The 20,925-nt window shown below is 60.8% G+C and carries 18 protein-coding genes and 1 pseudogene; 15 read left to right on the forward strand and 4 right to left on the reverse strand.

What is annotated here, in order from left to right:
* Nucleotides 1-55 precede the first annotated feature (55 nt).
* The 10 genes from ACFSNN_RS31140 (at nucleotide 56) to ptsP (ending at nucleotide 10,571) form a co-directional block, all read left to right on the forward strand.
* A complete protein-coding gene (locus ACFSNN_RS31140) occupies nucleotides 56-1,018 on the forward strand; it encodes a sugar-binding transcriptional regulator (protein ID WP_377688724.1) in 963 nt (320 codons plus the stop codon).
* Nucleotides 1,019-1,294: 276 nt separating this feature from the next.
* The gene (locus ACFSNN_RS31145; protein ID WP_134465945.1) at nucleotides 1,295-2,623 is read left to right on the forward strand and encodes an NAD(P)H-dependent oxidoreductase; all 1,329 of its coding nucleotides are present in this window, start codon (nucleotides 1,295-1,297) and stop codon (nucleotides 2,621-2,623) included.
* 10 nt (nucleotides 2,624-2,633) lie between these two features.
* On the forward strand, nucleotides 2,634-3,668 hold the full coding sequence (locus ACFSNN_RS31150; RefSeq protein ID WP_134465944.1) for a thiamine pyrophosphate-dependent dehydrogenase E1 component subunit alpha: 1,035 nt from the start codon (nucleotides 2,634-2,636) through the stop codon (nucleotides 3,666-3,668).
* Nucleotides 3,665-4,660, forward strand: a complete 996-nt coding sequence (locus ACFSNN_RS31155) for an alpha-ketoacid dehydrogenase subunit beta (protein ID WP_134465943.1) — start codon at nucleotides 3,665-3,667, stop codon at nucleotides 4,658-4,660. The genes ACFSNN_RS31150 and ACFSNN_RS31155 overlap by 4 nt, the downstream gene beginning before the upstream one ends.
* Before the next feature lies 1 nt (nucleotide 4,661).
* The gene (locus tag ACFSNN_RS31160) at nucleotides 4,662-5,966 is read left to right on the forward strand and encodes an acetoin dehydrogenase dihydrolipoyllysine-residue acetyltransferase subunit (RefSeq protein WP_134465942.1); all 1,305 of its coding nucleotides are present in this window, start codon (nucleotides 4,662-4,664) and stop codon (nucleotides 5,964-5,966) included.
* Between the two features lie 44 nt (nucleotides 5,967-6,010).
* Nucleotides 6,011-6,412: a transcriptional regulator GutM gene (locus ACFSNN_RS31165; protein WP_134465941.1), complete on the forward strand. Its 402-nt coding sequence runs from the start codon at nucleotides 6,011-6,013 to the stop codon at nucleotides 6,410-6,412.
* A gap of 106 nt (nucleotides 6,413-6,518) precedes the next feature.
* Nucleotides 6,519-7,064: a PTS glucitol/sorbitol transporter subunit IIC gene (gene srlA / locus ACFSNN_RS31170; RefSeq protein ID WP_134465940.1), complete on the forward strand. Its 546-nt coding sequence runs from the start codon at nucleotides 6,519-6,521 to the stop codon at nucleotides 7,062-7,064.
* 31 nt (nucleotides 7,065-7,095) lie between these two features.
* Nucleotides 7,096-8,121, forward strand: a complete 1,026-nt coding sequence (srlE, locus tag ACFSNN_RS31175) for a PTS glucitol/sorbitol transporter subunit IIB (RefSeq protein ID WP_134465939.1) — start codon at nucleotides 7,096-7,098, stop codon at nucleotides 8,119-8,121.
* A gap of 20 nt (nucleotides 8,122-8,141) precedes the next feature.
* Nucleotides 8,142-8,519 carry a PTS glucitol/sorbitol transporter subunit IIA gene (locus ACFSNN_RS31180; protein WP_134465938.1) on the forward strand — a complete coding sequence of 126 codons (378 nt, stop codon included), beginning with the start codon at nucleotides 8,142-8,144 and terminating at the stop codon, nucleotides 8,517-8,519.
* Between the two features lie 51 nt (nucleotides 8,520-8,570).
* Nucleotides 8,571-10,571: a phosphoenolpyruvate--protein phosphotransferase gene (gene ptsP, locus ACFSNN_RS31185; RefSeq protein ID WP_134465937.1), complete on the forward strand. Its 2,001-nt coding sequence runs from the start codon at nucleotides 8,571-8,573 to the stop codon at nucleotides 10,569-10,571.
* Nucleotides 10,572-11,492: 921 nt separating this feature from the next.
* On the opposite strand, the pseudogene ACFSNN_RS31190 reads toward ptsP, so the two are convergent.
* Nucleotides 11,493-11,840 (reverse strand): annotated as a pseudogene (locus ACFSNN_RS31190) (DDE-type integrase/transposase/recombinase); the annotation flags it as partial.
* A 1,021-nt stretch (nucleotides 11,841-12,861) separates the two neighbouring features.
* Nucleotides 12,862-13,773, reverse strand: a complete 912-nt coding sequence (locus ACFSNN_RS31195) for a LysR family transcriptional regulator (protein WP_134466427.1) — start codon at nucleotides 13,771-13,773, stop codon at nucleotides 12,862-12,864.
* A gap of 122 nt (nucleotides 13,774-13,895) precedes the next feature.
* On the opposite strand from ACFSNN_RS31195, the gene ACFSNN_RS31200 reads away from it, so the two are divergent.
* From ACFSNN_RS31200 to ACFSNN_RS31220, 5 genes are all read left to right on the forward strand, one after another.
* Complete coding sequence (locus tag ACFSNN_RS31200) at nucleotides 13,896-15,083, forward strand: acyl-CoA dehydrogenase (protein ID WP_134465936.1); 1,188 nt, start codon at nucleotides 13,896-13,898, stop codon at nucleotides 15,081-15,083.
* Between the two features lie 12 nt (nucleotides 15,084-15,095).
* On the forward strand, nucleotides 15,096-16,334 hold the full coding sequence (locus tag ACFSNN_RS31205) for a CaiB/BaiF CoA transferase family protein (protein WP_134465935.1): 1,239 nt from the start codon (nucleotides 15,096-15,098) through the stop codon (nucleotides 16,332-16,334).
* The gene (locus ACFSNN_RS31210) at nucleotides 16,331-16,468 is read left to right on the forward strand and encodes a 3-hydroxyacyl-CoA dehydrogenase family protein (protein WP_208949640.1); all 138 of its coding nucleotides are present in this window, start codon (nucleotides 16,331-16,333) and stop codon (nucleotides 16,466-16,468) included. The genes ACFSNN_RS31205 and ACFSNN_RS31210 overlap by 4 nt, the downstream gene beginning before the upstream one ends.
* Nucleotides 16,469-16,518: 50 nt before the next feature.
* The gene (locus tag ACFSNN_RS31215; RefSeq protein ID WP_244323207.1) at nucleotides 16,519-16,836 is read left to right on the forward strand and encodes a hypothetical protein; all 318 of its coding nucleotides are present in this window, start codon (nucleotides 16,519-16,521) and stop codon (nucleotides 16,834-16,836) included.
* Nucleotides 16,837-17,194: 358 nt separating this feature from the next.
* On the forward strand, nucleotides 17,195-18,313 hold the full coding sequence (locus tag ACFSNN_RS31220; protein ID WP_166799440.1) for a porin: 1,119 nt from the start codon (nucleotides 17,195-17,197) through the stop codon (nucleotides 18,311-18,313).
* A 94-nt stretch (nucleotides 18,314-18,407) separates the two neighbouring features.
* On the opposite strand, the gene ACFSNN_RS31225 is transcribed toward ACFSNN_RS31220, so the two are convergent.
* Nucleotides 18,408-19,103 (reverse strand): GntR family transcriptional regulator, encoded by a 696-nt coding sequence (locus ACFSNN_RS31225; RefSeq protein WP_134465934.1) that lies wholly within the window; start codon nucleotides 19,101-19,103, stop codon nucleotides 18,408-18,410.
* 138 nt (nucleotides 19,104-19,241) lie between these two features.
* A complete protein-coding gene (locus ACFSNN_RS31230) occupies nucleotides 19,242-20,864 on the reverse strand; it encodes a bifunctional 3-(3-hydroxy-phenyl)propionate/3-hydroxycinnamic acid hydroxylase (RefSeq protein ID WP_377689131.1) in 1,623 nt (540 codons plus the stop codon).
* Between the last annotated feature and the right edge of the window lie 61 nt (nucleotides 20,865-20,925).

Here is a 20,925-nt window from a genome sequence, read left to right on the forward strand (position 1 = left end):
TATCCGAATGTCAGTTTAACGAGGGGAAGCAAGGGTGGCGAGAGCGACGAATAACGTGCGTGACGAAAACCTCGATGATCAAAGCCCAGCCCGGCGCATGCGGTTGCGCGCGTCCTGGATGTACTTCGTTGAAGAGATGACGCAGCAGGAAATCGCGCAGCGTTTGGGGGTCGGGCGCGTCACGGTTTTGCGTATGCTCGCAGCCGCTCGGGAGCGCAATGAAGTTCAGATCGTCATCAGCGACCGGCTTGCTGAATGCGTCGATCTTGAACGCAGACTGGAAAAACGATTCGGGCTGCACGAGGCAATCGTGGCGCCTCTTTCTTCGCCCGACGCCGACGCCACTGAACCAGTCAGCGCGGCGGCCGGAGCCTACCTGTCCGCGATGGTTCGTTCGGACATGCGTATCGGCGTGGGCTGGGGCCGCACTTTGGTGAATTCGCTCGCGTACATGAGCGAAAAGGCAGTGGAGAATGTTTCGATTGTTTCGCTGCTTGGCGGCATCATGAAGGCGCGCACTTTCAACCCTGCTGAATTTGCATGGCGCTTCGCCAGTCATTATCAGGCCGACTGCTATCTGATGACGGCACCGCTTGTGGTGGACAGTCCGGAAACGCGTACGGCGTTGATCGAACGCTGCGGCTTGCGCGACATATTCGACATGGCGCGCAGACTTGACGCGGTCATTCTCGGTGCAGCAGGCATGGGTACGGACGCGACCGCGTACCGCTCTCGTTTCATCTCGGACTCCGACCGCGAATCCCTTATAGCCGCGGGAGCGGTGGGTGACCTGCTGTTCAACTTCCTGGACGCCGAGGGGCATATCGTTAGGCATTGGATCAATGATTGCGTTATGTCCGTGCCGCTGGACATCGTTAAGCACGTGCCGCAGCGCATCATCGCCGCGGGTGGCACGACAAAGACTGGCGCGCTGCGAGCCTCCATAACGATGCTCGCGCCCACGGTGCTGATCACCGACGAGTATGCGGCCGCCGCGCTGCTTCAGGCCGGCGAGTAAGCTTCTTCTCGGTTTGTCCTCTCGCGCCGCCGTTCCATGCGGCGCAAAAAAGACCTTTAGGTCGACTCTTCATCTCCGACTTCCGGACTTTCCCCAGGTGGGCACTTTCGCGCTGGAAATCGCTTGCCCTGACATGAACATATGTCTATTCTAAAAAACAAATGTGCGAAAAGCAACTCGGCGGCAAATGCGGCAACGGCGGTTTGATGTTGTCCCGCGATGCGGCCGAAGCACGGTTCGGCGCGTGTTGCGCCTTTATTTCAGGAGACTTTGCTGATGCTGAACATCACCCCAAGTGGCCTCGCGGCCGCGCTTCAGGCTCGTGCACAGGCGGGCAAGCCCATTCGTATCGGTCTTATCGGTTCAGGGGAAATGGGAACCGATATCGTCACGCAGGTTCAGCAGATGGAAGGGCTCGAGATCGGTGCGATTGCCGATCTGCGTGTCGACTCAGCATGCGACGCAGTGCGCGTCGCCCGGCAGGCCGATGAGGGATATCGTGTGGTCGCAAACGCCAGAGGGATTTCGGAGGCAATCGAGTCCGGTTCCATTGCGATTACCGAGGACGCGAGGGCTGTCTGCACGCATGAGCAGATCGATGTCGTCATCGATGCGACCGGCAAACCTGCGGTGGGCGCGCAGATCGGCCTGCTCGCGATGGAACACGGCAAGCACCTAGTGATGATGAACGTCGAGGCAGACGTCACCATCGGCGCATATCTGCGTCGGGAGGCGGAACGCCTAGGCGTAGTCTATACGCTCGGCGCAGGCGACGAGCCGAGCTCCACTATCGAACTGATCGATTTCGTCAGCGCGCTCGGCTATCCGATCGTGGCGGCCGGCAAAGGCAAAAACAATCCGCTGAACGTCGAGGCGACGCCGGATGACTACGCTGCGGAGGCGAAGGCACGGAATATGAACCCGCGCATGCTGGTGGAATTCGTCGACGGTTCGAAGACGGCGGTGGAAATGGCTGCAATTGGCAATGCAACCGGTCTTGTGCCCGACGTTCCCGGAATGCATGGACCGTCGGCGACGCTCGACCAGTTGCACGACGTTCTCTGTCCGGTCGCAGACGGCGGTATTCTCAGCCGCAAGGGCGTAGTCGACTACACGATCGGGAAGGGTGTGGCGCCTGGCGTGTTCGTGGTCGCGGAACTGGCGCATCCCCGCTTGCGCGAGCGTATGCACGACCTGAAGCTCGGTAAAGGCCCGTACTACACTTTCTATCGTCCGTATCACTTGACGAGCCTTGAAGTTCCGCTCAGCTGCGCGCGCGCCGCGCTATACGGTAAGCCGGATATGCGCCCGCTGCCAGTTCCAGTGGTCGAAGTGTGTGCTGTGGCGAAACGAGATCTGACGCCGGGCGAGCATCTTGACGCGATCGGTGAATACACGTATCGCGCCTGGGCGCTGGCGGTCAGCGACGCGCTGTCGAAGGACGCCGTGCCGTGCGGCTTGCTGGAAGGCGGCGTGGTCACGCAGTCGATCAGGAAAGGAGAACTTCTCACACGCCAGAACTGCGCCGTGAATGCCAATTCGCCGATTGTGCGCCTTCGGCACCTGCAGGACGAACTGGTTCTCGGCGCGCGTCGCGCTGCGTAAGGGGCTTACCATGGGATACATAGAAGACAAGGTCACAGGTATGCCGGCGGCGTTCCGTAACGTCTCCGAATCGGCGCTGCGCGATGCGCTGCGCAAAATGATCCTCGTGCGTCGCTTCGAGGAAAGCGCTGAGCAGGCTTACATGCGTGGGCTCATCCACGGCACCATGCATCTCTCCATCGGCCAGGAAGCCTCGGCGATCGGAATGACCATGCTGCTCACCGACGACGACTACATCACGTCGACGCACCGGGGCCATGGGCACTGCATCGGCAAGGGTGCCGACCCGAAGCTGATGTTCGCCGAGTTCTTCGGCAAGGAAACGGGCTATTGCCGCGGGCGCGGCGGCTCGATGCACATTGCCGATGTGAGCCGCGGCAACCTCGGTGCAAACGGCATCGTGGGCGGCGGGCTGCCCATCGCCGTCGGCGCTGCACTGTCCATCAAGAAGCAGAAGCGCGACTCGGTTGTCGTGTGCTTTTTCGGCGACGGCGCAAACAACGAAGGCGCGTTTCATGAGTCGCTGAATTTCGCGGCCATCTGGACGCTGCCCGTTATCTTCGTATGTGAGAACAACCGTTACGGCATGTCGATGTCGGTCGAACGTTCGACGGCGGTCAGCCATATCGCGCAGCGGGCGGCGGCATACGACATGCCGGGCGTTACCGTCGACGGTAACCGTCTGAGCGACGTGCTCGAAGCGGCTGAGACGGCAATCGCAAGGGCGCGGGCCGGCGGCGGGCCGACGCTCGTCGAATGCGAGACGTACCGCATTCGCGGCCATTCCAAGAGCGACCGCAACCGGTACCGCACGCGCGAGGAAATCGACTCGTGGGGAGCGCGCGATCCGATCAACATTTTGCAGGCGCAACTGCTGGAACATGGTGTGATCGACGACGCTGCGATCGAAGCCATGCGCGCGGACGTGGAGGCGGAGATCGATGCGGGTCTGGATTTCGCACAGCACAGTCCTTCACCGCGGATCGACGATCTGGTACGCGACGTTTATACGCCCGAACTGGCACAGGAAGGGAACAGGCAATGAGCAACGAGCGTGAGCTAACCTACGCGCAGGCGATCAACGAGGCGCTTGCCATCGCGCTGGAGCGCGACGAGCGCGTGTTCCTGATGGGAGAGGACATCGGCGTATATGGCGGAGCGTTTCAGGTCACCGGGGATCTGTATCAGCGCTTCGGTGGCGACCGCGTGATGGACACGCCCATCGCCGAACTGGCCGGCGCGGGCATCGCGGTGGGCGCTGCGATGACGGGCTCGCGGCCCGTCTACGAGTTCCAGTTCTCGGACTTTGCGACGCTCGCGATGGAGCAGATCGTCAACCAGGCCGCAAAGATGCGGTATATGCTGGGCGGCGGCGTTTCGGTGCCGGTGGTGATGCGCTTTCCGGCGGGCTCGGGGACGGGCGCCGCAGCCCAGCACAGCCAGAGCCTCGAAGCGTGGTTCGCGCATGTGCCTGGCCTGAAGGTGATTCAGCCCAGCACGCCGCACGACGCAAAAGGTCTGCTGCTCGCGGCACTCGAAGATCCCGACCCGGTCATGATTTTCGAACACAAGCTGCTCTATAAGAGCAAAGGCGTCGTCCCGGAAGGCTATTACGTCGAACCGTTGGGCAAGGCGGCCGTGCGGCGCGAGGGGCGCGACGTCACAATCGTGGCGACCTCGATCATGAGTATCCGGGCTCTCGAAGCTGCCGAGACTTTGGCCGCTGAAGGCATCAGCGCCGAGGTGATCGATTTGCGCAGCATTCGGCCGATCGATCGTCAGGCGATCGTCGAAAGCGTGCGCAAAACGTCGCGGCTCGTCTGCGTGTACGAGGGCGTCAAGCAACTGGGTATCGGGGCGGAAATCGCCGCGATCGTGAGCGAGGGCGACGCGTTCGATGCGCTGGACGCGCCTGTCGTACGCCTCGGAGGCGCCGACTGCCCGCTTCCTTACAACCCGCAACTCGAAAAGGCTGCGGTGCCCCAGGTGCCCGATATCGTCGACGCGGTCCGGCGCCTCATGGACGGGAGGATTTGAGATGCCGACAGAGGTAATTCTTCCGCGCGTCGACATGGACATGACCGAAGGCTCCATCACCGCTTGGTATGCGAAGGACGGCGACACGGTGAGGCAGGGCGAGCCGCTGTTCGACATCGAAACAAGCAAAGCCACGATGGAAATCGAATCCCCGGCTTCGGGCGTGGTGCGCAAGATCACGGCGGCGGTCGGCGACACGGTGCCGGTCGGGACAGTCATCGCGTGGATCTATGCGAGCGCGGAGGCGGTGGAGGAGTTGGAAGAAGCGATGGTCGGGGCGGCTGCTGAAGAAGTCGTCACGTCGCCGATGGGCTCCTCGATTGCTCCGGAACCCGTGTTGCGCAGCCGCGGGCGAGACGACGAGCCCGCCCCCGCAGCCTCGGGCGGATTGCGTGCCACACCGGCGGCGCGCCGCGCGGCTCGCGAAAGCCGGATCCGGCTCGAAGGTGTGGACGGGTCCGGCCCGCTCGGCCGTATCGTCGAGAAAGATGTTCGCGCTTTCTTGCAGCGCGAAGGTGCGGCTGCGGCGTCGTCAAAGTCATTGAACCGGATCTGGCTGCAAACAGGAAACGCGGCTACGATCGTGCTGATACACGGCTTCGGCGCCGAGTCCAATAGCTGGCGCCCGCTTTTCAATGCAATGCGGAGCGCGTCCCTGTTGACGGACACGGGCGTGCTCGCCATCGATTTGCCCGGGCACGGCAAGTCGCCTGACGATGCCGCCGACTCGCTCACGAGCATTCGTCAGGCGGTCGAAACAGTGTTGCAGGAGGAGCAGGTCGACGAACTGCACCTGGTCGCCCATTCTTTCGGCGGCGCGGTGGCGATCGAGCTGGCCGGCCGTTTGCGCTCACGGGTGCGCTCCCTGACGCTGCTCGCGCCGGCCGGTTTGGGCGAAAGCTGCAATTGGGCTTTCATTAACGGGCTGGTGAAGGCGATCGATCCCGCGACGCTTCGCGTGTGGCTGGAAGAACTGGTTGAGAACCGCGCATTGATTGACGACGCTTTTGTCGCGACCGCTTTGCAGCAACTCGGGCGCAGCGGCAGACGCGAGGCACTGCAGTGCATTGCCGCAACGTTTTTCCGCGATGGGCGGCTGCAATTCGATCTGCGCGGGGCGATCCTGGAATTGCCCATGCCCGTGCGAGCGATCTGGGGTGGCGACGACCGCATCTTGCCGATTGCGCACGCGGATCATTTGCCCGGCGTGGTGGCGCAACATCGATTTGCCGGAGTGGGCCATCTTCCGCAGATGGAAGTGGCCAATGAAGTGGCGAAGATTGTCGGAGAACAGTTGCTCAATTAACCGTAGATTCGGCAGGCCGCCCGACGGCGGCATGGAGACGCGCAATGGAACTCGTTCGACTTGGCTTATTGCTGCTGGCCCTCATGTGGGCGCTTCAGGTCATCGCCTCCTGGATGCAGATGCGCTACTACCGCACGGTGGTGCGAAGAACGGCGAGTGAACATGGCAACGGCTTTCTCGGAGCCGGTTCGTTCAAGCCGAAGCTCGGACGCGGAGCCCTCGCCATTGTCGTCATCGACAACGAAGCGCGCGTGCGCGAGGCACTCAGCATGTCCGGCCTCTCGGTCTTCGCCCGCTTCGAGAAACTCAATGCGCTGACCGGCGCCGGCCTCGCCGACTTTCACCAGCGTCTCGCGGCATCCGCGCTTGCGCCCGGCGTCAAGCGTGCGCTTGATAACGCATTTGAAATCGCATGCCGCACGGCAAGCGAACGCGCGCAAGTGTAGTGGTTGAAGCAGGTCTTGGAAAAAAAGCCAGCCGCCTTGGGTGTTTCGCATTGCCTGGGCGGCCGGGACAAATAAATTCAGGTTCATTCCCTATCAGGAGAGCAGCATGGATCTTCTCACTCACGCGGCCGAGGCATTCATCGGCGTTTTCAATGCAGGCGGCAAGGTTTTCATTGGCTTCGTTACAGGCATTCTGCCGACGCTGATTGTGTTACTGACTGCCGTTTATACGGTGATCGCCCTCGTCGGCGAGCAGCGCATTCAAGGTCTCGCGCGCTTCTTTTCGAAGAATGTGATTACCCGCTACACGCTGTTGCCGTTGCTTGCCATGTTTTTCCTGACGAATCCGATGGCGTATACCTTCGGCGTCTTTCTTGAAGAGAAACATAAACCGGCTTTCTACGATTCGGCGGTATCGCTGTGTCATCCGATCACCGGTCTCTTTCCGCATTGCAATCCCGGCGAGCTTTTTGTCTGGCTCGGCGTCGCGGCCGGCATTACCAAGCTCGCCGAAAGCCACGCTGCGCCGTTTTCCTTGCCGAAGCTTGCGCTGTTTTATCTCGCGGTCGGCCTCGTGGTGAATCTGCTGAAAGGAATCCTGACAGAAGCGATCACGCGAATGATCGCGAGGCGGGAAGGGCTCAAGCTCTGACATCAAAAAAAGCAAACTGGAGGAGATGAACATGGACACGCGTACTTATCGCGCCGTACGGGTCGAGAAGGGACCGAATGGGTGGGGCGGCCCGCTCGTCATCATGCCGACGTCGGAGCGCAACAAGATCATGGCCGTGACGGGCGGCGATATTCCGAAGCTCGCCGTGGCGCTCGCGGAAATGACGGGCGGCGTGGTTGTCGACGGTTTCCGCAATCCGCCGCTCGAATCTGAGATTGCCGCGGTCGTGATCGATTGCGGAGGCACTGCCCGCTGCGGCGTCTACCCGCGCAAGCGCATACCGACGATCAATCTGAGCCCAGTTGGCCAGTCGGGCCCGCTCGCGCAATTCATTACCGAGGACATCTACGTGTCAGGAGTCAAGCCGGAGGGCCTTCATTCAGTCGATGACGCCACCGAAGCCGCTGTGCGCGCCGGCGCAACCGAAGCATTCGCCGCGGCCGCGGCGAATGCTTCCGTGGGCGGCTCGCCCGCCCTGGGCGCAGCTGAGGCCGTACCTTCCAGCGGCGTGGTCGGATGGATCACGGCAATCGGCCGCGGCATGGGCGGGGTAGTCAATGTGCTGTTCAATAGCGGCCGCAAGTCGATCGATACGGTGATCCGCAACGTCCTGCCTTTCATGGCGTTCGTCACCATGCTAATCGGCATCATCAACTCGACGGGCATTGGCGTCGGGCTCGCGCATGTCCTGTCCCCACTGGCCGGGAATATCATTGGACTGGTGGCGCTGTCGGCCATTTGCGGCTTGCCGTTTCTCTCGCCCGTCCTGGGGCCCGGTGCGGTCATCGCCCAGGTGATCGGTGCGGCCATCATCGGCCCGGCCATAGGCAGCGGTACGATCCCGCCGCACATGGCGCTGCCCGCCTTGTTCGCCTATGACACGCAGGTCGGCTGTGACTTCGTGCCGGTGGGTATGGCGCTCGGCGAGGCGAAGCCGGACACGATCCGGGTCGGCGTGCCGGCCGTGCTGATCAGCCGCCAGATCATGGGCCCTGTTTCAGTACTCATCGCATGGATTGCAAGTTTCGCCCTTTGATCAAACCTTCGGAAAGCGCTATGAATTACTACAGGACGGTCATTTCATCGATAGGAGAAGAAGTTCAGTCGCTGCTGGAAGGCGGCGTGCTGATCCTTTATGCAGATGGCGCCCCGCCTGAACTGGCGGAGGTGTCGGTCCTCCATCGCGTGCAGGAAGCAAGCCGCGACGTTCCCCGTATCGGCTCTGTGTTACGCATCGGCGAAGATTCGGCCGTCGTCACGGCAGTCGGGTCTTCCGCCTGGAATAAGGTCAGCGAACTGGGTCACGTCGTGATCAATTTCAACGGCTCTCAGACCGCGGAGCGCCCCGGCGAGATCTGCGTATCGGAGATCGATTGCGGCCGGCTTTTCGACTGCATGAAGAGCGGCACCGTCATTGAGATCCTGGGCGCCTGAGAAGCGCGTACAACAACATCGATATATCTGCATAACCGAAAAGGGCACGTCATGCTGGAGACACCGGTCGTCGTCAAGGTACATGAGGGGCTGCATGCCCGTCCCGCCACGCAGTTCGCAAAGCTGGCCAAGCGCTTCAACTGCTCACTGAAGGTGGGGCGCGGCGACGCGTGGGCCGATGCGAAGAGCGCGGTCAAGCTCATGCTGCTGGGCGTGAAGCAGCACGAGCAGATCATTTTGCGTGCGGAGGGCGACGACGAACGCGAAGCCGTGGGGCAGTTGGCCGAGTTCCTCGCCGACGAGACCCTGTGTTTGCCGGCGAATGCCGAAGGCAGCGGTGGCGTGCCTGCCCAAACGCTCGACCCGGCCCCTGCTACGCGGGCCGACCGTGCAGGCACAGGGGCGGCGGTCCGGACGGACGCACCGTCGTTGCGCGGCGTTCCCGCCAGCGAGGGTCTCGCATACGGGAGCGCCTATCTGTATTTCACAGAGGAATTCGTCGCGGATCGCCAGTTCGTCGCGCCGCACGAAATCGTCGCAGAACTTGACCGCTTCAGTGCTGCTCTCGATGCGGCCCTTCGCGCGATGCTGGAGCCGCGGGACAATGCAGAGGACCACGAAGAGATTTTCACGGCCATTGCCGAGGTGGCAAGAAGCGACGACTTCGAAGGCGCGATTCGAGCGCTGATGTCCTCCGGCTGGAGTGCGGAAGCGGCCACCCTGAAGTGCGGCCATGATCTGGCGAGCGCATTCGCCGCGCTGCCAGACGAATATATGCGCAGCCGGGCCGACGACATCCGGGGGCTGACCCAGGCGGTCGCTGCGACGCTGCTCGGCAGGGAGCGTTGCTCGCTGAGCGACCTCCCCGGCCGGTGCATCGTCATCGCAGAGAGTCTTTCAGCGCCGGATCTTGCACGAGCGGACCTGGGCAACATTGCAGGCATTGTTTGTACTTCGGGAAGCGCTACCTCGCACGTCGCTATCATCGCGCGAGCACATGGCATTCCCGCGATTCTGGGCGTCGCGGCCGGGCACGAGGTGCTGCGCGCCGCGTCCTGGGCGGCCATCGACGGATGTACGGGTGAAGTATGGCTCGATCATTCGTCGGAACTGGAGCGCTCGATGGCGAAGCGGCTGCAGACACAGCGCGAAGCCGACGCGGCGCTACTCGTATATCGTGACGTGGAGCCGCAGACTCAGGATGGCCATAAGATCCAGGTCGCGGCAAATCTCGGGTCTCTGACGGAAATTGAAGCCGCTCAACGAACCGGCGCGATGGGTGTTGGGCTTTTTCGCACTGAACTGCTTTTCATGGACCAGCGGCGTGTGCCGTCGGAAGATGAGCAATACGAGGTGTATTCGACACTAGCACGGTCGTTTGCGCCGTGGCCGGTAATCATTCGCACACTGGATGCAGGCGCGGACAAACCTCTGCCAGGCGTGCCGTTTCCAAAAGAAGAGAATCCTTTCCTCGGATGGCGCGGGATTCGCATGTGCCTGGATTGCCCGGAGATATTTGAGCCTCAGTTGCGGGCGCTGTTGCGCGCTGCGGTCCACGGAAACCTGTCTGTAATGATTCCAATGGTGGATGACATCGAGGAGGTTCGTCGAACAAAAGCTATCATGGCGCGCTTGTCTGCGGACCTGTGCAACAAGGGGATTCCTTATGGCCAGCCAAAACTAGGTATCATGATAGAGACGCCTGCGGCGGTGCTCACAGCCGATCTTCTGGCGAAGGAGGCTGACTTCTTTTCGATCGGCACCAACGATCTAACGCAATACGTGATGGCTGTCGATCGCATGAATCCGCGGCTCGGCTCCCTTTACCGGACAGATCATCTAGCCGTTCTGCAGGCGATTCGCATAGTTTGCGATGCGGCGCGACGTGCGAAGATCAGCGTTGGAGTTTGCGGTGAAGCGGCATCGCGTCCGGAAATGATACCGACACTAGTCAAGCTCGGCGTGCACGAGCTCAGCATGAGTCCGTCTGCAATCCTTCGTGCCAAGAAGGTGATCACGGAAATCGAGGCCGAGCACCTAGACGCCGCTTGATGATGGCCTGGCGATTTGCAACTTCAAGGCGTGCCCCGGGCAACAGGGACATGCCATTCGTGAGCCATTCGGCTAAGAATACAGTGACACATTGCTATCGACGCGCGCTCCCGCTGCTGAGGCGCTTGGGGCTGAGACGATTTCGAGGGGGCGCCAGTTCCTTGGTCTGGTTGGTGGATGAGCATCCGGTGTGCCCGGATCGTGGCGGAGCCCAATCAGGCGGGAATCTTTGCTTACATTCGTGGCGCGACTTTTGGCACTCCGCGATTTAGCGAAGAAGGGGCAAGGGCAGAGATGCGCGCTGAACGAGAGCAGCTGACAGATGCACTATACGCTGACCCTGACTACCATCTGAGGTTCTAGCGTGCGTCGCAAGCGCTACGCGCGTGGCGCCATCCTGTTATGACGAGCAACCTTCTGTTCACTCCGTTGGCCACGACGCTTGCTGGCGACCAGATGTTCACGGCGGTTATGTTCGGCCGTCGCCTGCATTTGCATATAGTATAACTAAATAATTATGGCGCTGACTCAGCCTCGCGGTGATGCGCTCGGATTTGAACGTGGCAGTTTTAACGTGATCTACGGTAGGGACCACGGGAGGCTGATTGGTTGGGCGGGACCCGACAGGCGTCTCACGGTGTGTTTTCATCTGACGAAGTTTAGTTAGAAATCGACGCGTTATGATAAGAAGGGTGATCTGAACACTTATCCCTTATCGCACGCGTGAATATATCGGTCAACGGCTGTTCCAACTCCCAAGGGGCTAGTGTAGGCTCTTGGTCTGCATGGAAGCGACTTTATCAAACGAACTCAGCCTGCGTGTGGTACGAAAGTTCTGCGTTATTTCGAATTTGCGGCGTGACTTTTTCGGCGTCTGGGTCGCTCTACCTTCAGCCACTGTAAGTGTTTCACTGTCGGCAACGGTACATGGTTTGAACGTAGCACCCGCCGGAAGAAGCGCTTTGCCGCGGCCTTGTCGCGACGCTTTTGCACCAGCGCGTCGAGTTCGGCGCCATGCTCGTCGACCGCGCGCCTCAGGAGATACGGCTCACCGCGCAGCGTCACGAACACCTCGTCTGGATGCCAGGTGCTGCCCGGCTTGCGCCGCACCGCTTTGACACGCTGAGCGAATCCAGCGCCGAACTTGTCGCACCTGCAACGGATCGTTTCATACGTAACCACACCGCCACGCTCAAACAACTACTCCTCGACGTCGCGCAGGCTTAGGTTGAACCGGAAGTACCAGCGAACGGCGCAACCGATGACGATAGCAGGGAAACGGTGGCCGTGATAATGCGATTCATCTTATTCATCGCTTCATTTTGCCGCCACATCTCCAGCGACCTGGCATTGCCCATCCTAGCGCAGACATCCAGCGTGCGCGTTCGCCGCGGCAAGGGCGAACCGAGGCACATCTGCGACGCCGCGCTGGTGTGCGCGCCGACGCATCGCACGAAGTCGACGCGCACGGCGCCATGGTGCTAGTCGCTCTCAGGGCCGGAAGACCCGCTGGGCGCGGTTCTGACGACAGGCATTCCTGTGGATGTTGACCACGTCACAGCGGGCGAGGCAGCCCGCCGGCGCAGTGCGGCCTGGGCGGGGCGGTTCACCAAGCGACGCGGGAGTCAAAAGGTGGCTGGACGCGAATCTACTTGGCGAGCGCCCCCCGCCTACCTTGCACTCAGGCGTGCGCGTACTGCGCCACGTTCGCAACCAGTTGTAAGAGCTGGATGTGCTGTAGCTGTATGCGCTGGCCGTAGTGGCTGGGCTGTCGCCCTCGCGGCTGACGCATGCCTTACCGCGTCGATAGGCATCATGCTGCGGCCCCACCTGCTCTGGTTGCGCTCGCAACTAGCCTGCGGTGAACTCATGCGCGGTGCAAGCGCGGCCGAGGCGGCACTGGAGGCAGCATTTGCCGACGCCGCTCACTTGAGCCGAACCTGCCGCCGTATGCTCGGAATCATGCCGACATCAATCGCAGAAAGCATGCTGCAAAATCAGATGAGCCAACTCCATTCGAACGGCTGCTCGTTCATGAGGAGCACGCGTTCGACTGTCAGCGCAACGTGCGCTAGCAGGCTAGAAAGATTCTCAAGGTACGTTGCACAAGAGCGACGGTTCCCTGCGTTGAATGGCTTGCCTCACGAGATAGTCGGACAAACCAAGGGCTGCCTCCCCTTGCGGCACCCACCGGGGAAAGACCAGGCGCAGAGTGTCGTCCATGCAGGGAACATATTTTTCGCGAACGATAACCTTGCTCACAGTAGCGGATGCGCGTGGCGCACAAACATCACCCTAACGCCAACGGCTCCCGATAGATTCGCGCCTGCTCCTCGATCCACTCACTGAAGGCTCGAAGCGGCTCATTGTCGGATTTCCGCTCCGGATAAATGAGGTAGTACGATCGGTCACTCAGATGGTCATGCTGGACGACGGGAATCAACACACCTCGCTTCAATTCGTCCTCGATCAGCAGGCGAGGGAGCAGCGCAATGCCGATTCCCTGAATGGCTGCTTCCGTGTGCATCGAAAACAGCTCGAATTTCGGCCCCGACATATCGCCCTCGACCCGCATGCCGCGTGATGCAAACCAGTCGCGCCACGCATAGGGCCGCGTGCTTTGCTGCAGCAGCCGGTATTGCGTCCAGTCGGAAGCCTTCAGCCTCTGCCGGGGCGCGATGAGACGGGGACTACACACAGCAATTAGACTCTCGCGCATCAGGAACCGGCTGCACGTACCGGGCCACGTGGCGGGGCCCGCATAGAGCGCGGCGTCGAACTCCGTGTCGCCGAACAGAAACGGGCGCGTACGTGTAGTGAGATTGACCGTGATGTCCGGATGGGCCGCGATGAACTGCGGCATGCGCGGCAGCAGCCACTTGGTTGCGAACGTGGGCACCACGGCGACTTCGATCGTGCGCCCCGTGCCGCCGCTGCCCATCAATTCGACTGTGTCGCGCTCCACGTCATCCAATCGAGCGGCCACTTTGCGGCTGTAGGCAAGCCCCGCTTCGGTCAATGCGACTCCTCGCCGATCGCGGCGAAACAGCTTCAGGCCAAGAAAGTCTTCGAGGGTGGCGATCTGTCTGCAGATAGCGCTTTGCGTCACCGCCAGCTCATCGGCGGCTTTTGTGAAGCTCTGGTGGCGCGCTGCAGCCTCGAATGCTGACAGTGCCAGAGTAGACGGGATCTTTCGGCGCATGGCATGAATGCCTGGTTGACTGACTTGTGCGATTTTCGCACAGGTGACTGACAACAAATCGTTTGATTGGGCACCGGGCGGCCGGTAGATTGTCTCCACGATCAATACCACTTGAGTCTGAAATGAGCCAACAGCACAAGCCCTCGTCGTTTCAATGGGATGACCCTCTACTGCTGACACAGCAATTGAACGACGAGGAGCGGATCGTTGCCGAATCGGCGCGTGCCTACTGCCAGGAGCGCCTCGCGCCGCGCGTGTTGGATGCATTTCGCAACGAGCGGACGGATCCCGCAATTTTCCGCGAGATGGGCGAACTTGGGTTGCTGGGCGTGACGCTTCCCGAAGCATACGGCGGCGCGGGCCTCAGCTATGTTAGTTACGGCCTCGTCGCGCGCGAGGTGGAGCGGGTCGATTCGGGCTATCGCTCGATGATGAGCGTTCAGTCTTCGCTCGTGATGGTGCCGATCAATGCTTTCGGCAGTGAGGCCGCCAAACAGAAATATTTGCCGCGACTCGCGACGGGTGAATGGATTGGTTGCTTCGGGTTGACGGAGCCGAATCATGGCTCGGATCCCGGAAGCATGGTGACGCGCGCACGGAAGGTGCCGGGCGGCTACCAGCTGACTGGCAGTAAGATGTGGATCACTAATAGCCCGATCGCCGACGTGTTCGTCGTCTGGGCGAAGGACGACGAAGGCGCGATTCGCGGCTTCGTGCTGGAAAAACGTTGGAAGGGACTGTCTGCCCCCGCTATTCATGGGAAGGTGGGGCTGCGCGCGTCGATCACGGGCGAAATCGTCATGGACGAGGTGTTCTGCCCCGAAGAAAATGCCTTCGCGGAAGTGCGCGGATTGAAGGGGCCGTTCACGTGTCTGAACAGCGCGCGCTTCGGTATTGCATGGGGTGCGCTCGGCGCAGCTGAGGACTGCTGGCAGCGCGTCCGCCAATACGTGCTGGATCGCAAGCAATTCGGCAAGCCGCTCGCGGCGAACCAGCTGATCCAAAAGAAACTGGCTGACATGCAAACCGAAATCACGCTTGGTCTCCAAGGCTGCTTGCGGCTCGGGCGCATGAAAGACGAAGGGACGGCTGCGGTCGAGATTACGTCGATCATGAAGCGCAATTCGTGCGGGAAGGCGCTCGACATCGCTCGCGTGGCGCGCGACATGCTAGGCGGAAACGGCATTAGCGATGAATTCGGCGTCGCGCGCCATCTCGTGAATCTGGAAGTCGTCAACACCTATGAAGGAACGCACGATGTCCACGCGCTGATTCTCGGGCGCGCTATGACCGGCATCGCCGCGTTCTGATCTCCGATCGCCATGAACGATACCTTGCAACCGGGCGCGCTCGCGGGCGTGCGCGTCCTCGATCTTTCTCGCGTGCTCGCGGGCCCGTGGGCCGGGCAGTTGCTGGCCGATCTCGGCGCAGACGTCGTCAAGGTAGAGCGCCCGGGCGCGGGTGACGACACGCGCGCCTGGGGGCCGCCGTGGTTGAACGATTCCGACGGCAATTCGACGGGCGAATCGGCCTATTACCTGAGCGCCAACCGCAATAAGCGATCGGTGACGATCGATATCGCGAGCGCCGAGGGGCAAAACCTTGTCCGGCAGTTGGCAAGCAAGGCTGACGTCGTGCTCGAGAACTTCAAGGTAGCTGGCTTGGCGCAGTACGGGCTCGACTACGTCAGTCTGAAAGCGATCAATCCGCGGCTCGTCTATTGCTCGATCACCGGGTTTGGTCAGACCGGCCCTTACGCGTCGCGCGCCGGGTACGATTTTCTGATTCAGGGCATGGGCGGCCTGATGAGCTTGACCGGCCGCCCTGACGGTACGGAGGGCGCCGGCCCGATGAAGGTTGGCGTCGCATTGACCGACATCATGACGGGTCTGTACGCGACGGTTGCCGTATTGGCTGCGTTGAAGCGTCGCGAGCAGTCCGGCGAAGGGCAGCATATCGATCTGGCGTTACTCGACATCCAGATTGCGTGCCTGGCGAACCAGGCGGCAAACTATTTGGTGGGCGGTGTCGTGCCGCAACGCATGGGCAATGCGCATCCCAACATCGTGCCGTATCAGGAATTCCCGACAGCCGATGGATACATGATCGTAGCGGTTGGCAACGACAGTCAGTTTGCGAATCTTTGCAAGACGCTAGGCAAGCCGGAATGGTCCAGCGACGAACGCTTCGCCACGAACCCACAGCGCGTGAAGCATAGGGGCGAACTGATCGCTCTGATTCACAGCATGACGGTGCGCCGTACGACCGACGATTGGGTTGCCGCGATGGAAGCGGCTGGCGTGCCGTGCGGTCCGATCAACACGCTCGATCGGGTATTCGCAGATCCACATGTGCAGGCTCGCGGCACTCGCATCGAAATGCCTCATCCGTTGGCGAAGGACGTTGCGCTCGTGGCGAATCCGATTCGATTCTCCGAGTCGCCCGTGCGGTATCGGAACGCGCCACCGACGCTCGGTCAGCATACGGACGAGGTATTGTCGGATTGGCTAGCAGCGGCGGCGACTGAGATTGATGAGTTGCGCGCGAAGAACGCGATATGAACATACTGCTGTGCCGCGATTTCAACGATCCGAAGTATCGTCCCGCACCGTCGCTCAAGAAGATGGTCGATGCCGGCTATCTGCGACGAAAGAGCGGGCGGGGCTTTTATGTCTATTCCGACGTTCGGACTTGAGCACGGCGCCGACATGTTGATAGAAAATGGGCTCGAGCGAGCGTAACCCTATGGACGCCATGCAACGGGTTCGCGTCAACGCCGCCGCCGCGGTCAATGCCGAAGACGCGTCGGTCTGGCGTTGGTTCTCCGCGCTGCTCGAAGAGCGCCGAATCCGCTGGCGCTACATGTTCGATAGCTGGGTCGTGAACGTAGATCGGACACGTGTTGCCACGGAGCCGACATTCTATGACGCGATACGAGCGGCGAAGGATGAAGCCGATCGGCGTGGACTTGGACGGTCTGCCGAACGATCGCGAACGCACCGGATGCGTTCCGGGGCTTCCGAGCTCGAGCAGCAGGCTCAGAACGAGTTTCATCCCTACTAGCCGGATCGCTTGCCGTCTGGTGCCAAGCGCGTACGCCCACGTCACTGGGAATTTTATGGCATAGGCGTTCAAGAAGTAGGCGCTGCGTCTCATAGCATCCCCCTCGTCCTGTCCCAATCCCCATCGCAGCTACTACACGCGCGAGGCCGTCTGCTCGCGATGTCACCCGCCTTAGCAAGTTCAATGCTCCTGTTGTGCTCCGCGCCGCGCACGCGCGTAAACACTGAGCACGATTTATCCACATCAGCATTGACCATCACGGCTGTTTGAGTGAATATGCATAAAAAGACGATATGTGTATGTTGATAATATTTGTGCGTTAAATATTAATTAGGCAATGCAATCGGAGGAGGCGAAAGTGAAGAAGCGCATCATGGCTGCGGCGACAGTCGCAGTGGGAACGTGTGTCGGCATCGTGCCGAGTGCGCACGCTCAAAGCAGCGTAACGCTGTGGGGCTTGCTCGATGCCGGGGTGTCGTACATCAGCAATATTGGGGGACATTCCGCATGGAGGATGGACGACGGCATCGCGCTGCCGAACCTGGTAGGGTTCAAAGGCACGGAAGACCTGGGTAACGGTACCCATGCGATTTTTCAGCTGACGACGCAGTTCTCTTTGAATGGAACGCTCGTTTCTCAGAAATCGAACGGTAGCGGCTCGGGAGTCGGGCTGTTCGCGCGCAATGCATGGGTCGGCATCGATAACGATCAGTATGGGAAGCTCACGCTCGGTCGCCAATACGACTTCATGGTCGATACGCTGTTTGCTGACGTTGGCGCCGATATGGCGATGTATGGCGGTGGCTTTTATCAGTTCCGCGATGGTCCGTTCGCCAAGCTGGGTATCCCCGATTCACCGCCGGACGAGGCATTCGATTTCGATCGCATGAACGGCGACACACCGTTGAATAACTCGGTCAAATACACTAGCCCGCTAGTCGGTGGGCTGCGGTTCGGCGCCATGTATGCCTTTGGCGGAACGGCGGGGGATTTCCGTCAGAACAGCGCGGACAGTTTTGGGGCGAGCTATACCGCTGGTTCGTTCGCGTTTGGTGCAGCGTATACGGACGTTCGTTACGCAGCGATGCTTGGCGACAGCATTCGAAACTTTGGTCTCGGTGCGAAATACAATGGACAGAAACTGCTGTTGACGGCGCTCTTCACCAACACGCGCAACACCCAGAATGGTGCGGCCGTGAACGCCGCGGAACTAGGCGCACTCTATCGCTTTACACCGGCCTTTTCAACCAGCCTCGCGTACACGTATATGTGGGGCAATGGCGGAGTGGATCGCAATCACGCTCATCAACTTGGCGCCGTTGCCAAATATTTCCTCTCCAAACGGACGGCGGTTTACGTCCAGGGCGCGTATCAGTTGACTAACTCTGGCGCTAACGCAGTCATCAACGGGACGTTCGGTCCGTCGAGCGGTCGCTCGCAGTTCGTCGGCCGGATCGGCATGCAAACGATGTTTTAAGGACTCGGATATCGGCAGGGCGAGACAAGGCCTTGCCTGGCCGATATCGCGACATGGGAGGCGCTGCGCGGTTTCTGATCAGCGCCGCGTTTGCTTATTGGACGATAGCTAATTGGCGCTCGAGTGCGCCTCCGACACGTGCCAGCGTACCTTCGATATGCTTGCGCAGCAGACGGATGGCCTTTTCCGTGTCTCGATCGATCGCTGCCTTCATGAGCGCCTCGTGCTCGCTGTTCTTATGCCTTTCTTCGGTTCGATGCAGCGCGGAATAGCGCCGATAACGTTCGGCACGATCAAAGAGCGAAGCGACCATACTTGAAAGCAGGGCGCTGGGCGTCGCCGACAGCAACGCCATGTGATAGGCGCGGTGTCGTTCGGACCAGTCGTCGTCGAGTGCGACGGGGCCCGAGCCAAGGCGCTTTTCCGCGAGACTCAATCGATGAAAGGCTGTGAGCACGGCCACTTCCCATTCTTCGTCGCCGTGTGCGATCGAATCGCTGAGTGCCTCGAGTTCGAGCAGCACGCGCAGCCGTGTGATGTCTTTGAAGTCGTCGATGCTGATCGGTGCGACCCAGAACCCGCGATTTTCCGTGGCTTGGACGATGCCGTCTTGCGCGAGCCGATTCAAGGCTTCGCGGATCGGCGAACTACTGAGCCCGTACGCCTTAGAAAGGCTCTCGACCTTGAGCCGGGTACCCGGTACGAGTTCGCAGCGGATGATGGACGTTTTCATCCGGGCGAAGGCGACGTCGATCAGCGGTACACCATTCGAAGCGGATGTCGAGTCCATGGGCGTGGGTTGACTGCGGATTTATCGATGAGATCGATTTTATGCGCAAAATATGGCGATATGCAAGATATAAATATTCCCCTGCGCAAGAAAAACGCGAGGGCTAGGGTCCCTCGCGCTGCACGGATGCACAGTCGATCAAGCGCAAGCGGCGGGGGTGGGATGTTTGTGTGCGTTGTCCGACCGCAGCGCAGCGGCCAACTCACGGATCATCGCGACCGCGTCTTCCACTTTGCGGCAGCCGCCGTACACGTAGTGATCGGGCCGGACGATCACGGCGGCGCAATCATGCCGTTGCATCCAGCTGACGAGTACGCCATCGACGTCTTGATAGGCATATGACGGCGCATCCGACGTAAGCGGCTCGGTCCCGATCACGACCAGCTCCACCGGAATATCGCTCAGTGCGCCCCATTCCCCCGCCACGCGTTCGATGACGACTGGATCGGTGTCATTCTCGACGACGATGCGAAACGTCATGCCGGTTGCTTCGTCGAGCAGGCATTTGAAACCGTCTGCAGTTTTGACGAGCGGTTGCGGAAACAATTGGCCTCGCGGGCCGTCATTCGATGCGACCAGGAGGCCCGCGCTGAGCCCGGGAATCAACGATTGCCGGACGGTCCCGCGCGGATTGGCCGTCATTTCCTCGAGCAAGCGTTCATCCCGATCGCGCGCGGCCACACGATCGCGCTCGCAGATCAACTTGCCAAGCGATTTCGTGACGAGCGTGGTTTGCTTCACATGCGGGAGCCGTTCGGTTTGATAGGTCCCCAGCAGGTCGGGACTGGCCGCGCCGCGGTTGGCAAGGGCCAGCTTCCAGACGAGATTGGCTGCGTCACGGATTCCTTGGCACATGCCCTGCGCCAGAAACGGGGGGGTCATATGCGCCGCGTCGCCGAGGAAGAACACACGGTCTGACTGCCATTGGCGCAGGACAAGGGCGTGGAAACGATAAGACGAGGCGCGCCAGATTTCGTATTCGCTTTCGTCGAGCCAGCGCGAGATGAGCCGGCGCACGAACGCGGGCTCCATCACCTGCGCCGGCGTTTCGTCTGCATTTATCATGAATTCCCAGCGTCGAACTTGCCCGGGCCCGACCACGAACGTGCAGGGGCGCTCGATTTCGCAGTACTGGACGTTGGTCGTCGGTAGATTTGCGCCGCATCCGTCCTTGAGGACGACGTCGACCACGAGCCACGGTTCATCGAAGTCGAGGTCTTCCATCTCCAAGCCGAACCCCGTGCGGATCGGGCTCGTGCCGCCGTCGCATGCAAGCACATAGTGCGATCTGTACGTGTGCGGCGTGTTCGGCTCGTTTGAGGATTCGACGACCGTGACCGATGCCTCGTCATCGCCGGACGTCACGGCCTCGACTTGCGCGCCGAGCTTGACCGACACCGACGGGAAGCGGGAGAGATTCTCGCGCAACAGGCTTTCGATCTGAGGTTGCATGAAAACGTAGTTCGGCGCCCATCCGAGTTGGAACGGCGGCTCAGCAGCCTCGATGCGGCGAATTACACTCGAATCCGTCGTCCGATATTCGGATGGCCGATAGGGCATGACATAAGGCGCGATTTTGTCGGCGAGTCCTAGATTGCCGAAGATCCGCATGATTTCCTGATCGAAGCCCATCGCGCGCGGCTTATCGAAGACCGTCAGGGATTTTTCAAGCACGAGCGTGCGCAGCCCGGCCTCGCCGGCTAAATTGGCAGCCACGGCGCCAACCGGTCCGAGCCCGACGATGATCAAATCGAAGTCCACGTCTCCTCCTTATGGAATGCTGTTCCGCAAGCGCGCGCGGGGCGGCGCTTGCAAGGCGACG

This window comes from Paraburkholderia dipogonis, assembly GCF_042680985.1.
GTDB lineage: Bacteria > Pseudomonadota > Gammaproteobacteria > Burkholderiales > Burkholderiaceae > Paraburkholderia > Paraburkholderia phytofirmans.

Excerpts from the sequence above, each read along its gene's own strand:
- ACFSNN_RS31195 (WP_134466427.1), bottom strand. The coding sequence starts at position 13,773 with ATGCGCCGAAAGATCCCGTCTACTCTGGCACTGTCAGCATTCGAGGCT.
- ACFSNN_RS31210 (WP_208949640.1), top strand. The coding sequence starts at position 16,331 with ATGAACATACTGCTGTGCCGCGATTTCAACGATCCGAAGTATCGTCCC.
- ACFSNN_RS31155 (WP_134465943.1), top strand. The coding sequence starts at position 3,665 with ATGAGCAACGAGCGTGAGCTAACCTACGCGCAGGCGATCAACGAGGCG.
- ACFSNN_RS31205 (WP_134465935.1), top strand. The coding sequence starts at position 15,096 with ATGAACGATACCTTGCAACCGGGCGCGCTCGCGGGCGTGCGCGTCCTC.
- ACFSNN_RS31215 (WP_244323207.1), top strand. The coding sequence starts at position 16,519 with ATGGACGCCATGCAACGGGTTCGCGTCAACGCCGCCGCCGCGGTCAAT.
- srlE (WP_134465939.1), top strand. The coding sequence starts at position 7,096 with ATGGACACGCGTACTTATCGCGCCGTACGGGTCGAGAAGGGACCGAAT.
- ACFSNN_RS31165 (WP_134465941.1), top strand. The coding sequence starts at position 6,011 with ATGGAACTCGTTCGACTTGGCTTATTGCTGCTGGCCCTCATGTGGGCG.
- ACFSNN_RS31160 (WP_134465942.1), top strand. The coding sequence starts at position 4,662 with ATGCCGACAGAGGTAATTCTTCCGCGCGTCGACATGGACATGACCGAA.
- ACFSNN_RS31145 (WP_134465945.1), top strand. The coding sequence starts at position 1,295 with ATGCTGAACATCACCCCAAGTGGCCTCGCGGCCGCGCTTCAGGCTCGT.
- ACFSNN_RS31150 (WP_134465944.1), top strand. The coding sequence starts at position 2,634 with ATGGGATACATAGAAGACAAGGTCACAGGTATGCCGGCGGCGTTCCGT.
- srlA (WP_134465940.1), top strand. The coding sequence starts at position 6,519 with ATGGATCTTCTCACTCACGCGGCCGAGGCATTCATCGGCGTTTTCAAT.
- ACFSNN_RS31200 (WP_134465936.1), top strand. The coding sequence starts at position 13,896 with ATGAGCCAACAGCACAAGCCCTCGTCGTTTCAATGGGATGACCCTCTA.
- ACFSNN_RS31180 (WP_134465938.1), top strand. The coding sequence starts at position 8,142 with ATGAATTACTACAGGACGGTCATTTCATCGATAGGAGAAGAAGTTCAG.
- ACFSNN_RS31225 (WP_134465934.1), bottom strand. The coding sequence starts at position 19,103 with ATGGACTCGACATCCGCTTCGAATGGTGTACCGCTGATCGACGTCGCC.
- ptsP (WP_134465937.1), top strand. The coding sequence starts at position 8,571 with ATGCTGGAGACACCGGTCGTCGTCAAGGTACATGAGGGGCTGCATGCC.